This is a genomic window from Streptomyces mayteni (assembly GCF_054783955.1).
The window spans coordinates 1-12,585 of record NZ_BAAGPR010000161.1; the positions used below are offsets into that span (position 1 = coordinate 1).

General features: G+C 74.3%; 10 protein-coding genes and 1 pseudogene. 7 read left to right on the plus strand and 4 right to left on the minus strand.

Going from position 1 to position 12,585, the window contains the following annotated elements; genetic code table 11:
* The first annotated feature begins 435 nt into the window (after positions 1-435).
* Positions 436-2,277, plus strand: coding sequence for a dihydroxy-acid dehydratase (gene ilvD, locus ACYVPE_RS36985; protein ID WP_461038216.1), 1,842 nt, complete (start codon positions 436-438; stop codon positions 2,275-2,277).
* 26 nt (positions 2,278-2,303) lie between these two features.
* On the opposite strand, the gene ACYVPE_RS36990 is transcribed toward ilvD, so the two are convergent.
* A complete protein-coding gene (locus tag ACYVPE_RS36990; RefSeq protein WP_461038217.1) occupies positions 2,304-3,761 on the minus strand; it encodes a roadblock/LC7 domain-containing protein in 1,458 nt (485 codons plus the stop codon).
* 19 nt (positions 3,762-3,780) lie between these two features.
* Between ACYVPE_RS36990 and ACYVPE_RS36995 the strand changes: the two genes are divergently transcribed.
* Positions 3,781-4,029, plus strand: a complete 249-nt coding sequence (locus ACYVPE_RS36995; RefSeq protein ID WP_461038218.1) for a hypothetical protein — start codon at positions 3,781-3,783, stop codon at positions 4,027-4,029.
* A gap of 52 nt (positions 4,030-4,081) precedes the next feature.
* Here ACYVPE_RS36995 and ACYVPE_RS37000 read toward each other — a convergent pair whose 3' ends face one another.
* Positions 4,082-6,259: a protein kinase domain-containing protein gene (locus ACYVPE_RS37000; RefSeq protein WP_461038219.1), complete on the minus strand. Its 2,178-nt coding sequence runs from the start codon at positions 6,257-6,259 to the stop codon at positions 4,082-4,084.
* Between the two features lie 87 nt (positions 6,260-6,346).
* On the opposite strand from ACYVPE_RS37000, the gene ACYVPE_RS37005 reads away from it, so the two are divergent.
* The 5 genes from ACYVPE_RS37005 (at position 6,347) to proC (ending at position 9,274) form a co-directional block, all read left to right on the plus strand.
* Positions 6,347-6,871, plus strand: a complete 525-nt coding sequence (locus ACYVPE_RS37005) for a hypothetical protein (protein WP_461038220.1) — start codon at positions 6,347-6,349, stop codon at positions 6,869-6,871.
* Between the two features lie 82 nt (positions 6,872-6,953).
* A complete protein-coding gene (locus ACYVPE_RS37010) occupies positions 6,954-7,328 on the plus strand; it encodes an ArsR/SmtB family transcription factor (RefSeq protein WP_461038221.1) in 375 nt (124 codons plus the stop codon).
* Positions 7,325-7,612: a hypothetical protein gene (locus ACYVPE_RS37015; protein ID WP_461038222.1), complete on the plus strand. Its 288-nt coding sequence runs from the start codon at positions 7,325-7,327 to the stop codon at positions 7,610-7,612. The genes ACYVPE_RS37010 and ACYVPE_RS37015 overlap by 4 nt, the downstream gene beginning before the upstream one ends.
* 58 nt (positions 7,613-7,670) lie before the next feature.
* Positions 7,671-8,453, plus strand: a complete 783-nt coding sequence (locus ACYVPE_RS37020) for a class I SAM-dependent methyltransferase (RefSeq protein ID WP_461038223.1) — start codon at positions 7,671-7,673, stop codon at positions 8,451-8,453.
* 14 nt (positions 8,454-8,467) lie between these two features.
* On the plus strand, positions 8,468-9,274 hold the full coding sequence (gene proC, locus ACYVPE_RS37025; RefSeq protein WP_461038225.1) for a pyrroline-5-carboxylate reductase: 807 nt from the start codon (positions 8,468-8,470) through the stop codon (positions 9,272-9,274).
* 526 nt (positions 9,275-9,800) lie between these two features.
* Here proC and ACYVPE_RS37030 read toward each other — a convergent pair.
* Both ACYVPE_RS37030 and ACYVPE_RS37035 read right to left on the minus strand, forming a co-directional pair.
* Complete coding sequence (locus ACYVPE_RS37030; RefSeq protein WP_461038224.1) at positions 9,801-12,359, minus strand: ABC transporter permease; 2,559 nt, start codon at positions 12,357-12,359, stop codon at positions 9,801-9,803.
* A pseudogene (locus tag ACYVPE_RS37035) lies at positions 12,356-12,585 on the minus strand (ABC transporter ATP-binding protein); the annotation flags it as partial. The pseudogene ACYVPE_RS37035 and the gene ACYVPE_RS37030, both read right to left, overlap by 4 nt.

The window sequence follows — 12,585 nt, forward strand, 5'->3', positions numbered from 1 at the left end:
CGCGCGAAGCGCGAAACAAAGGGCTCGTGGGGGCACCTCCCAGCGTTAGCTGGGGGAGGGTGGGGAAAACCCCGCGCGAAGCGCGGGGCACCCACCCCCACAATCCCGCGGCGAAGCCACCACACCCCGCGCGAAGCGCGCCACACCCACCCCGGCGGCGCCCCCGCCACACCCCGCGCGAAGCACGCCGCACCCGCTCCGGCGGCCGGCCCGGCCCGGCAGGGCCCACCCCGCGCGAAGCGCGCGTAGGGGCGGGCGGGCGGGGAGGATCCCGCGCGGAGCGTGGAAGAAAGGGCGGGTGGGTGGGGCAAACCGCCGGGGAGACGCCCAGGCCGCGTCTCAGGTCGCGGAATCTCCGTCCCGAAAGGCGGGCGGGAGGCGTAACCTCGGTGGGAGTCGGATCGCCCCGCAGGGGAGAGGCAGGAGAGCAGAGAGATGGCGACACTGAGGTCCCGCACCGTCACCCACGGCCGTAACGCGGCGGGAGCCCGCTCCCTCCTTCAGGCCGCGGGGGTAGACCGGGCGGACTTCGGGAAGCCGATCATCGCCGTGGCCAACAGCTTCACCGAGTTCGTGCCCGGCCACACCCACCTCCAGCCGGTCGGCCGGATCGTCTCCGAGGCGATCAAGCAGGCCGGCGGCATCCCCCGCGAGTTCAACACGATCGCGGTGGACGACGGCATCGCGATGGGGCACGGCGGCATGCTGTACTCGCTGCCGTCCCGCGACCTGATCGCCGACTCCGTCGAGTACATGGTGGAGGCGCACTGCGCGGACGCGCTGATCTGCATCTCCAACTGCGACAAGATCACCCCCGGCATGCTGATGGCCGCGATGCGGCTGAACATCCCGACGGTCTTCGTCTCCGGCGGCCCGATGGAGGCCGGGCAGACGACCCTGGTGGACGGCACGGTCCGGAAGCTGGATCTGGTCAACGCCATCGCGGACGCCGCCAACGACAGCGTCTCCGACGAGGACATCCGCCGCATCGAGGACAATGCCTGTCCTACCTGCGGCTCCTGTTCCGGCATGTTCACGGCCAACTCGATGAACTGTCTGGTGGAGGCCATCGGCCTGGCCCTCCCGGGCAACGGCTCGGTGCTCGCCACCCACACCGCCCGCCGCGCGCTCTACGAGGACGCCGGCCGCACCGTCGTCGAGCTGGCCCGCCGCTTCTACGACGAGGACGACGCGACCGTGCTGCCGCGCGCCGTCGGCTCGCGCGCCGCGTTCGAGAACGCGATGGCGCTGGACGTCGCGATGGGCGGCTCCACCAACACCGTGCTGCACCTGCTGGCCGCCGCCGAGGAGGCGGGTCTCGACTACGGCCTGAAGGAGATCGACGCGCTCTCCCGCCGGATGCCCTGCCTGTCCAAGGTGGCGCCGAACGGCAACTACTACATGGAGGACGTGCACCGCGCCGGCGGCGTCCCCGCGATCCTGGGCGAGCTGTACCGGGGCGGGCTGCTCCGCGAGGACGTGCACACCGTGCACAGCCCCTCGCTCGCCGACTGGCTGAAGAGCTGGGACATCCGTGGCGGCTCCCCCTCGCCCGAGGCGGTCGAGCTGTTCCACGCGGCGCCCGGCGGCCGCCGCTCGGCCACCGCGTTCTCGCAGTCGGAGCGCTGGGAGACGCTGGACACCGACGCCGAGGGCGGCTGCATCCGCGACGTCGCGCACGCCTACTCGACCGAGGGCGGCCTGGCCGTGCTCTACGGCAACCTGGCGGAGGACGGCTGCGTGGTGAAGACCGCCGGCGTCGACGAGTCGATCTGGACGTTCGAGGGTCCCGCGGTGGTGCTCGACTCCCAGGAGGACGCCGTCGCGGCCATCCTGAACAAGCGGGTCAAGGAGGGCGACGTGGTCGTCATCCGCTACGAGGGCCCGCGCGGCGGCCCCGGCATGCAGGAGATGCTGCACCCCACCTCGTTCCTCAAGGGGCGCGGCCTGGGCAAGAAGTGCGCGCTGGTCACCGACGGCCGGTTCTCCGGCGGCACCTCGGGGCTCTCCATCGGCCACTGCTCGCCCGAGGCCGCGGCCGGCGGCACCATCGCGCTGGTGCGGGACGGCGACCGGATCCGGATCGACATCCCGAGCCGGAGCCTGGAGCTGCTGGTCCCGGACGAGGAGTTGGCCGCCCGCCGCGCCGAGCTGAACGGCCGGTACGCACCGGCCGACCGGGACCGCAAGGTCTCGCTGGCGCTGCGCGCCTACGCCGCCATGGTCACCAGCGCGGACAGGGGCGCCGTGCGGGACCTGAGCAAGCTGGAGGGCTGAGGCCCGCCACACCCACCCTGGGAGCGTCAGCCCCGGTGGCGTTCGAGCAGCTTCGCCAGCCGCTCGACCGTGGCCGGGGCTTCGCGTCGCAGGGTGGCGGTGTCCAGGCCCTCGTCGCCGAGCACCGTCAGCAGCGCGTTGTCGCCGACCGCCAGCACCACGGCGTGGCCCGCGGTGCCGCGCAGCACGATCTCCTGGAGCCCGCCGGCGCCCACCTCGTAGGTCGCGCGCCGGCCGAGGCCGAGCGTGGCGGCGGAGAGCGCGGCCACCGACTCCGGGTGCGCGGCGGCCGCGTCGGCGGCGACCAGCAGGCCGTCCACCGTGGCCACCACCGTCTCGGTCACGCCGATCACGCGTTCCCGCAGGGACCTCAGTTCGTCGGCCAGCGCGGCTGGTTCGGGTGCTGCGGGGTGGCTCATGGCGTGCTCGCTTCCGTGTCGTGACGTGCTGTACGCCCGCTTCAGCGACCTCGGTCGGGCAGGTGCCCGCCCGGAGTTCGGCGCGGCAGCGGGATTCCGGGAGGCAGCGGTGGGGGCGGAGCGCCGCCGACGTCGGTGCGCGGGCCGAGGCCGTCGCCCAACGGGCTGGTGGAGGTGGGGAGTTCGACGATCACCAGGTCGCGTGCCCGCATCCGGCTCAGGTCGAGGAGCACCGGGAAGACGCCGCGTCCCAGCGCGAAGGCCAGATCGCGGACCGTGCGGCGGCCGTTGACGAAGCGCAGGATCTCCCGGTAGCGCGGGGGCGTGCACCCGGCCGCGCACGAGTTCGGTAGCGCTCCCCCAGAGCCTGGGGAGCAGGGTGAGGCGGCGGCCGGCCTCCTGGGAGAGTGCCTGCGGTTCGACGCCGGGCCCCGCGGTGAACTGGGGCGGCAGCGCGGAGTCGGTGACGTCCCAGCCGCCAGGGGCGGTGAGCGCGAGCGCGAAGGCGGCGTCGTGCACGGCGGCCGTGCACACCACCTCCAACTCGACGGCGCCGAGCAGGCCGTGCTCGACCAGCGTCACGCCGACGGGGTCGCTCGCGCCGGCCGCGGCGCGCGCCGTCACCCAGTCCTCCTCGGCGATCCGCCCGGACTTCAGCAGCAGCGACTCGACCGGCGGCGATCCCGGGGTGTCGATCGCGGTCACCAGGCCGGCGCGCAGGTGGATGGTGCCGCCTGGGGAGCCGGAGACGACGACGGCGCCGGTGAACTCCCGGTCGAGCACCGCCGTCAGCAGCATGGCGTCCCCGCGTCGCGCCACCACCTGCGTGACGTGGTGCCGGTGCCGGCTGGTGATGATCACGCTCTCCAACTCGCCCGTGGCGCCCGCCTGGTCGAGGCGTTCGGCGAGGAGCCCTGTGAGGTCGGACAGCTCGATGCCGTCGCCCGTGCCCTCCCACTCGCCGACGGCGCCGTAGGTCAGCCCGGTCACGGCGTCCACCAGGGCCGCGCCCAGCACTCCCGGCAGGCTGAGGATCGCGGAGAGGGACGTGTCGAGCGTGCGCACCGTTGGTCCTCAGGAAGCCATGGCGGTCGACGGGGCCATCGGGGTCGCCCTGGTCGACTACGAGAGCGGCATGTCGCTCGCCACGCTCGGTATCGACGACACCATCGAGGACGTCCTCATCACCCTCGGCGACCACTACCACGTCATCCGGCTGCTGCCGGCCGACCGCGGCTCGCTCTTCCTCTACCTCGCGCTCGACCGCTCCCGCGCCAACCTGGCGCTGGCCAGGCACAGCCTCAAGCGGGTCGAGGGCCACCTGGAGGTCTGACGGGCCGGGCTGGGCCGAGGCGAGGCGGGGCGCGACGGGTCGGGGCGCGGGTTCACCCCAGTTCGTCGAGGCGGGTGGCGTACAGCGTGTTGCCGATCGTCACCACATAGGCCAGGCCGTCGTCCGTGATCACCGGCGGCGGCGCCCAGGCGTCGCTGCCGGCGCCCGGCGTGCCCGGGTGCGGCTCGCCCACCGCGAGCTGCGCGCCGTCCGCGACCGCCACCCGGTGGAGCCGGCCGTCGCCGTCCGAGAAGTACAGCGCGTCGTCGGCGACGGTGAGCGCCGAGGTGGTCTCGGCGTCCAGGTCGACCGACCAGCGCACCTCGCCCGCCGCCATGTCCACGGCCGTGATGCCGCCCGCGGTGTCGTTGGCGTAGGCCACGCCGTCCGCCACCACGGTGCGCGGGTCGGCGACCGTGTCGAGCACGGTGCTGCTCCAGGCGCGGTCGGCGAGGTCGAGCCGGTGCAGCGCCCTGACCACCGGCAGGTCGGGGTCCCACTCCTCGAAGTACGCCGCGTCCGCGTCGATCCCCACCGGTTCGAGCAGGCCGGCCGCCTCGGGCGGCGGCCCCACCGGCTCCGGCCACTGCTCCCGGCCGGTCCCGTCGAGCAGCGCCAGCTCCAGCGGGAAGCCCTCGGACTCCTCGCGGCTCAGCGCCAGGACCCGGTTCAGGTCCTCGTCCGTCAGCACGTCGGTGAGATAGCGGCCCGGGGCCTCCCAGGAGCCCACCGGGTCAGGGGAGTCGAGGGCGTAGAAGCGCAGCGTGCTGTCGCCGTTCTGCAGCACCAGGCTGTCCTCGGTGGCGGCCATCGCGTTCATCAGCTCGGGCGCGTCGATCTCCCACAGCTCGTCGCCGCTTGCCCGGTCGAGCGCCAACAGGCCCTTCTCCGACGGGGCGTAGACCACCTCGCCGACCGCGAGCGCGCCGGGCCCGGCGGCCGAGTCGCGCGGCGGATGGTGGCGCCAGCGCTCGGTGCCGTCCGGGGCGAGCAGCACGGTCACGTCGGAGCCGGCCGAGCAGAGCAGGTCGCCGGCGGCCGCCGGGGCGCAGGCCATGCCGGAGATCGCCGCGTCCCGCACGCCGAAGTCCTGCCAGTCCACCTCCCACGGCGTGAACGCCGGCGCGGTCGGGGCGTCGGCCGATGGCCCGGGCGCCGAGTCGTCGTCCGGGTCGGCGCCGCCTTCGCCGCGGTCACCGGCCACCAGCACGCCGGCGCCGGCCGCCGCCAGCACCGCCAGGGTGACCGCGCCCACCGCGAGCCGGCGCCGCGACCGCCGCCGCCCGGCCTGGGGTTCCTCGCCCTCGCCGGCCTGCCGCGCGCCCCGCCAGACCTCGGAATCGCGCACCACCGCGGCCTGCGCCCTGGTGTCCGCGAAGGACGCCATCCGCAGCAACGACGGCACCGCCGGCCGCCGTTCGGGATCCTTCGCCAGGCACATCGACACCAGGTCGCGCAGCGCCGGCGGCACGTCGTCGAGGTCCGGCTCCTCGTGCACCACCCGGTAGGCCACCGCCTGGGGGCACCTCCCAGCGTTAGCTGGGGGAGGATCGCCGCCCGGCAGCCCGCCGGCCTCGAACGGGCTGTGGCCGGTCGCCGCGAACGCCACCACCGCGCCGAGCGCGAACACGTCGGCCGCCGTCGACACCTCGGCGCCGCCGGTCAGCTGCTCGGGCGCCATGAACGGCGGCGAGCCGAGCACCGCGCCGTCCTCCGTCAGCCGGTGACTGTCGCTCAGCGCCCGGGTGATCCCGAAGTCGATCACCCGCACCCCGTCCTCGGCCAGCAGCACGTTGCCCGGCTTGAGGTCCCGGTGCACCAGGCCGTGGCCGTGGATCTCGGTCAGCGCCTCGGCCAGCTGCGCGCCCACCCTGGCGGCCTCGCGGGCCGGCAGCGGGCCGTGCTCGGCGATCCGGTCGGCCAGCGAGCCGCCGGGCACGTAGAGGGTGGCGAGCCAGGGCGGATCGCCCTCCGGGTCGGCGTCCACGACGGGTGCGGTGAACGCGCCGCTGACCCGCCTCGCCGCCGCCACCTCGCGCCGGAACCTGGCCCGGAAGCCGGGATCCTCGGCGTACTCGCGGCGGATCACCTTGATCGCCAACTGCCGGCCGGCGACCGTCCTGGCCAGGTGGACCACGCCCATCCCGCCGCTGCCCAGCCGGCGTTCGAGCACGTACTCGCCGAGCCGTTCGGGCGCCGAGCCGGGCGCCGAACCGTGGTTGTCCGTCATGGCAGCTCCCCCGGTGGGCCCACGAATGCCGGGAATCAGGGTACTGGGCCCGCGCCGCTCGCCCGGGCTGCGGCCATAATCGACCGCATGTCCACTTCTGCCGCCCACCCTTCCGAACCGTCCGTCGCCGACGAGGAGAACGCCCCGAGGCCGGAGTCGATCCGGTTCTACGGCACCCGCTGGGTCGACCGCTCACACGGTTACGCCCTGCGCCGGGTGCTGCTGACCGCGGCGGCCGGCCTGCTGACCGTGGTGGGCGCGCTGGCGCTGTGGATCCTCTACGCCGGCGTCGCCGCCGGGTCCCCTGGCTGGCTCTCCTCGCTCGTCCTGCTGGCGCTGCTGCTCTGCACCGCCATCGCCTTCACCCGCGCGTGGGTCGGCTACACCCGCCCGCGGTCCCCCGATGCGATTGAGGAGAGCGCCTTCCGCAGCATCAAGGTCGTCGGCTTCGTCGGCGTGCTGCTGGCCTACGGGCTGCGCGGCACGATCGAGGCACCGGGCGAGGGGCTGCTGCGCGCCGACTACGAGGCCGCGCTCGACCGGCACCGGCGGCTGACCGTCAAGCGCTCGGGCAACCCGGCCCGACGCCGAGCCACTCGGCGTCACCGCTGACAGGTGTCAGCTCGCATTGACAGGTGACGGTGCCCGCTGAGAGGCTGCACCCACAGACCGGGAACGGCGAGGGGACCTCTCGATGAACGACCCGACGCGGGACCACGGCGACGAGGAACCGGCACCGATCGGCGAACAACTGCTGAAGGTGCTGGCCGCGCTCGGCCACCCGCAGCGGATGCGGATCGTCGCGGCGCTGGCCGAGGAGCGGAACTACGTCAGCCGGCTGGCCCGCGAGATCGGCATGAGCCGCCCGCTGCTCCACATGCACCTCCAGCGGCTCGAGGCCGCCGGCCTGATCGCCGGCTCCCTCGAACTGTCCGAGGACGGCAAGGCCATGCGGTACTTCGAGGTCGCGCCGTTCCTCTACGAGCTGACCCCGCGCACCATCGCCGCCGCGGCCGAGTCGTTGCGGCCCGAGTCCGCGGCACGGAGAGAAGAAGAGGAAGCACAGTGAACGACTCGATGGTGACGCTGGCCGACGACCCGGCCGGTGTCTGGGCCGCAGGACTCGGCGTCGGGGGCGTGTTCCTCCTGCTCATCGTCATCGTCTGGCAGTTCGCGGCGACCTGGCGCGCCCGGATGCTCGCCACCCGGGAGGACGAGTACAAGCGGCTCGCCGTCAAGTACGCGGAACTCCTGGAGGACAACACGGAGATACTCCGCCGCTACACCGACGAGCTGACCGAGACCCGCCGCACCGTCGCCTCCATGGAACGCATGATGCGCGAGCTCGACTGACCGTGATCGACCGACTGCGTTCGACTGGCGGCCGGCCGGCCTGGGGAGATGACCGAACATGACACTTCACCCCGGCTTCGGCTCCGCCGAGTTCGCGGCGTCCTTCAACACCGTGGCCGCCGCGTACGCGACGGCGCGCCCCGACTACCCGCCCGCCCTCTACGACGCCCTCGAGGAACTCGCCGGCCGGCCGCTCGCCGACGCCGACGTCCTCGACGTCGGGGCCGGCACCGGCCTCGGCACCCGCCCGATGCTGCGGCGCGGCGCCCGGATCACCGCCGCGGAACCCGGACCCGGCATGGCCGCCCAGCTCCGCGCCCACCTGCCGACCGTCCGCCTGGTCCGCGCCAACGGCAACGCGCTGCCGTTCGCCCCCGACGCCTTCGACCTCGTCACCTACGCCCAGGCGTTCCACTGGACCGACCCCGCCCTGGCCATCCCCGAGGCCCTGCGGGTGCTCCGCCCCGGCGGCGCGCTCGCCCTCTGGTGGAACGTGCCGGACCGCGACGTCCGCTGGCAGGGCGAGCAGGAACGCCGGCTCCGCGCCCACCTCCCCGCCTACCACCGCGGCAACTCCGCGACCGAGGCGCCCCGCGTCGTCGCCGACTTCGCGCCCGTCCCCGTCTCCACCGCTCACCGCCGGGTCGACTGGGGCCGCGAGCTCCCGCTCGACGCCCACCTCGCCAACCTCTCCACCCACTCCTTCCTCGCCGTCCTCGACCCCGAGGCGTCCCGCCCCGTGCTGGACGCCGAACGCGCCGCCCTCGAACGGGAGTTCCCGGACGGTGTGGTGCGGGAGAGCTATACGGTCCACCTCACGGTGGCCCGAGTGCGAGGATGAACGGCATGAGCACCATGACCCACAAGATCGCGGTACTGGGCGCCGGAAAGATCGGCGAGGCGCTGATCGGCGGCCTGCTGCGGGCCGGCCGCCAGCCGGCCACCCTGCTGGCCACCGCCCGCCGCGCCGAGCGGGCACGGCAGCTCCACGCCCGCCACGGCATCGAGGTCGTCGACACGGCCGAGGCCGCCAAGACCGCGGACACGCTGATCCTGGCCGTCAAACCGCAGGACATGGGCACGCTGCTCGACGAACTCGCCCCGCACACTCCCGCCGACCGCCTGATCATCTCGGCGGCCGCCGGCATCACCACCGGCTTCGTGGAGTCCCGGCTCACCGAGGGCACGGCGGTGGTCCGGGTCATGCCCAACACGCCGGCCCTCGTCGACGAGGCCATGTCCGTCATCTCCGCCGGCCACCACGCGACGGAGCGCCACCTGGCCCACGCGGAGGAGATCTTCGGCGGCGTCGGCCGCACGATGCGGCTGCCGGAGTCCCAGCAGGACGCGGCGACCGCGCTCTCCGGCTCGGGCCCCGCCTACTTCTACTACCTCGTCGAGGCCATGACCGACGCCGGCATCCTGCTCGGCCTGCCGCGCGACAAGGCCCACGACCTGATCGTCCAGGCCGCCATCGGCGCCTCCGTGATGCTGCGCGACAGCGGCGAACACCCGGTGAAGCTCCGCGAGGCCGTCACCTCGCCCGGCGGCACGACCATCAGCGCGATCCGCGAACTGGAGAACCACGGCGTCCGCGCCGCCCTCATCGCGGCGATCGAAGCCGCCCGCGACCGCAGCCAAGCCCTGGCCGGGCGGGCCTGAGGGTTTCCCCCCGCCCGCCCCTTCCGCCGGGGCCGCGCGGGCCTTCCACCCCCGCCCCACCCCCGCCCCGCGCCCGCTCCGCGGGCGATGACCACGGCCTTCGGCCGAGCTTTGCCCGCTCCGCGGGCGGCGCCGCCGGCGGTGCCCGGCCGAAGGCCGTGGAGGCCCGCACCCGCTCTGCGAACGCCCCCGCCCGCGCTCGGGGCCGGCCAGCGGCCGGGGCTTCACCCCGTTCCGCGGACGGCCCTGCCGACGGCCGGTCGTGTGCCGCTCCGCGGCAGTTGCCGGCGGCGCCTGGCCCGGCCTCTGGCTGGGCCGGCAACCCCCAGCCGGAGGCCGGAGAGGGCGGGTGGGTGGGGGAGAACCCCTCGCTCCGCCCCCCGCGGCGCGCCCGCTCCGCCGGCGTCCCGGCGCCGCCCGGCTCCGGCCGGGCCGCCGCCCCCGGCCGGAGCGGGGGGAAGGGCGGGTGGGTGGGGTAAATCCGCGCACCGCGCCCGCGGCGGTGGGGGAGAGCCCCGTACGGCCGTCAGTCCGTCGCGATCGCCCGGAGGACCGGCAGGCGGCCGGCTCGGAAGGCCGGCAGCAGTGCCGCCGCCAGCCCGACGACCGCCGACGCCCCCAGCACGCCCAGAATCGTCGGCCAGGGAATCTCCAGCACGGAGAACCCCGAAAGCGCCAGCACCCGCTGCGCCGTCACGCCCCAGCACATCCCGAGCCCAAGACCCAGCAGCGCGCCGAACACCGCGATCACCACCGACTCGAGGCGGATCATCCGCCGCAGCTGCCGCCGCGACAGGCCGATCGCCCGCATCAGGCCGATCTCCCTGGTCCGCTCGACCACCGACAGGGTCAGCGTGTTCACCACGCCCAGGATCGCCACCACGATGGCCAGCGCCAGCAGCGCGTAGACGATGTTCAGCAGCGCGCCGATCTCGTCCTCGAGCAGCTGCTTGTAGTCGGCCTGGTTGTTGACCTCGTACATCGGGAAGTCCCGCAGGCCCTCCTGGAGCGCCGCGTACGCCGCGTCCTCCTGGCCGTCCTCGGCCTTGGCGAACAGCACCGTGCTCGACGGCATCCGGTCCGCCGGCAGGTTGGCCCTGGCCGTGTCGAGCGACAGGTACATCGCGCCCTGGTCGAGCACCGTGTCCTCCGAGGTGATCGCGCCGAGCGTCAGCGTCGTCGTCTCGCCGCCCACGAAGCGCGCTGTCAGCTCGTCGCCGACCGAGAGGCCGTGGTCCTCCGCGAACGTCTCCGGCACCGACAGGTGGTCGGGCCGGTAGGCCGCCGCCAGCTCGCCCGACAGCGTCTCGGCCCGCAGGTCGTCCGCGTACGTCGGGTCGGCCGCGGCCACCGCCTCCTCCGTGGTCTCGCCGTCCGCCGTCGTCAACTCGACGCTGACCGACGCCAGTTCGGTGATATGCGCGAGCCCGGGCGTCGCCCTGATCGCCGCCACCACCTCGGGCGTGAACGCCTGCGACGACGTCGAGTCAACGATGAAGTCCGCGCCCACCGTCCGGTCGAGCTGGTCGGAGGCCGAGGCGACCACCGAGGAGCCGACCACCGAGAGCCCGCCCACCAGCGCGAGGCCGATCATCAGCGCGCCCGCCGTGGCACCGGTCCGCCGCGGGTTGCGCAGCGCGTTGCGGCCGGCCATCCGGCCCACCGGGCCGAAGGCCCGCAGCACCACCGCGTTCACCGCCCGCACCACCACGCTCGCCAGCAACGGCGCCACCACCACGGCGCCGACCAGCGACGCCAGCAGCCCGAGCGCCAGCAGCGAGGCGGCCGCCGACGACTCGTCCGCGTTCGCCGCCGCCACCAGCGCCGCCGCGCCCGCGCCGGAGAGCAGCAGCCCCACGGCCCCCCGCACCCGGCCGGCCCGGGCATCAGCCGGTGTCCCGGCGTCCCGCAGCGCGGCCATCGGCGACACCCGCCCGGCCCGCCGCGCCGGCAGCCAGGCCGAGACCAGCGTCGTCACCACGCCCACCAGCAGCCCGGCCACCGGCACCGCCGCCGTCACCGTCAGCTGCGACGTGTCCATGTTGATCCCGACCGCGTTCATCAGCGACATCAGGCCGACCGCGAGACCGACGCCCGCGCCGATGCCGAGCACCGAGCCGATGACGCCGAGGAGGAGTGCCTCGATGAGTACGGAGCGGTTGACCTGGCGGCGGCTTGAGCCGATGGCCCGCATCAGGCCGATCTCGCGGGTGCGTTGGGCGACCAGCATGGAGAAGGTGTTGACGATCAGGAAGATCCCGACCAGCACCGCGATCCCCGCGAAGCCCAGCATCGCGTAGCGCACCACGTCGAGGAAGCCGACCTCGTCGCGCAGCGCCTGCTCACCCTCCGCCCTGGTCTCCACGTGGAAGCCGTCGCCGAGCGCCGACACGATCCGCTGCCGCAGCTCGTCGTCCGAGACGCCGTCCGCCGCGACCACCTCGACCGTGCTGATCGTGCCGGCCGTGCCCAGCAGTTCCTCGGCCGCCACCGCCGGGTCGAGCAGCACGAACGCCGCGCCCGGGTTGGTGTCCCGGAACGAGGCGAGCCCGGTCACCTCGACCTCGACCCGGCCGGGGGTGGCCACGATCTCCAGGCGGTCGCCGATCGCCACGTCCTCCCGCTCAGCCGTGTCCGCGTCGAGCAGCACCTCGCCTGGACCCGACGGCGCCCGGCCCTCGGCCAGGTCCATGGTCCGCTGGATCGCCGGGCCCCAGTCGACGCCGAACGTCGGCCCGCCCGAGCCCTCGACCTGCCCGCCGTCCGGGGCCACCAGGGTCAGGTGCTCCGTCATCACCTGGCCGTCGGCCGCCGCCACCCCGTCGACCGAGGCGACCTGCTCGGCGACGGCCGCCGGGATCGTGTCCGGCCGGCCCGTCTCCTGGGCGTGCTCCTCCTCGACCGGGCCCACCCGGACATCCGAGGTCAGCGAGCCGAAGAAGCGGTCGAACGTCGTGTTCAGGGTCCCGGTGAACACCAGCGTGCCGCAGACGAACGCCACGGACAGCACGATCGCGAGCCCCGAGAGGACCATCCGGCCCTTGTGCGCGAGGAAACTCCGCAACGAGATCCGCAGGACGGTCACGACACCCTCCCGCGGGCGTCGAAGCGACGCATCCGGTCGAGCACCAGCTCGGCCGTCGGGTCCGCCATGTCGTCGACCACCCGACCGTCCGCCAGGTACAGCACCCGGTCGGCGTAGGCGGCGGCGACGGGGTCGTGGGTGACCATGACGATGGTCTGGCCGAGTTCGTCGACGGAGCGGCGGAGGAAGCCGAGGACTTCGGCGCCGGCGCGGGAGTCGAGGTTGC

Excerpts from the sequence above, each read along its gene's own strand:
- ilvD (WP_461038216.1), top strand. The coding sequence starts at position 436 with ATGGCGACACTGAGGTCCCGCACCGTCACCCACGGCCGTAACGCGGCG.
- ACYVPE_RS36995 (WP_461038218.1), top strand. The coding sequence starts at position 3,781 with ATGGCGGTCGACGGGGCCATCGGGGTCGCCCTGGTCGACTACGAGAGC.
- ACYVPE_RS37000 (WP_461038219.1), bottom strand. The coding sequence starts at position 6,259 with ATGACGGACAACCACGGTTCGGCGCCCGGCTCGGCGCCCGAACGGCTC.
- ACYVPE_RS37005 (WP_461038220.1), top strand. The coding sequence starts at position 6,347 with ATGTCCACTTCTGCCGCCCACCCTTCCGAACCGTCCGTCGCCGACGAG.
- ACYVPE_RS37010 (WP_461038221.1), top strand. The coding sequence starts at position 6,954 with ATGAACGACCCGACGCGGGACCACGGCGACGAGGAACCGGCACCGATC.
- ACYVPE_RS37020 (WP_461038223.1), top strand. The coding sequence starts at position 7,671 with ATGACACTTCACCCCGGCTTCGGCTCCGCCGAGTTCGCGGCGTCCTTC.
- proC (WP_461038225.1), top strand. The coding sequence starts at position 8,468 with ATGACCCACAAGATCGCGGTACTGGGCGCCGGAAAGATCGGCGAGGCG.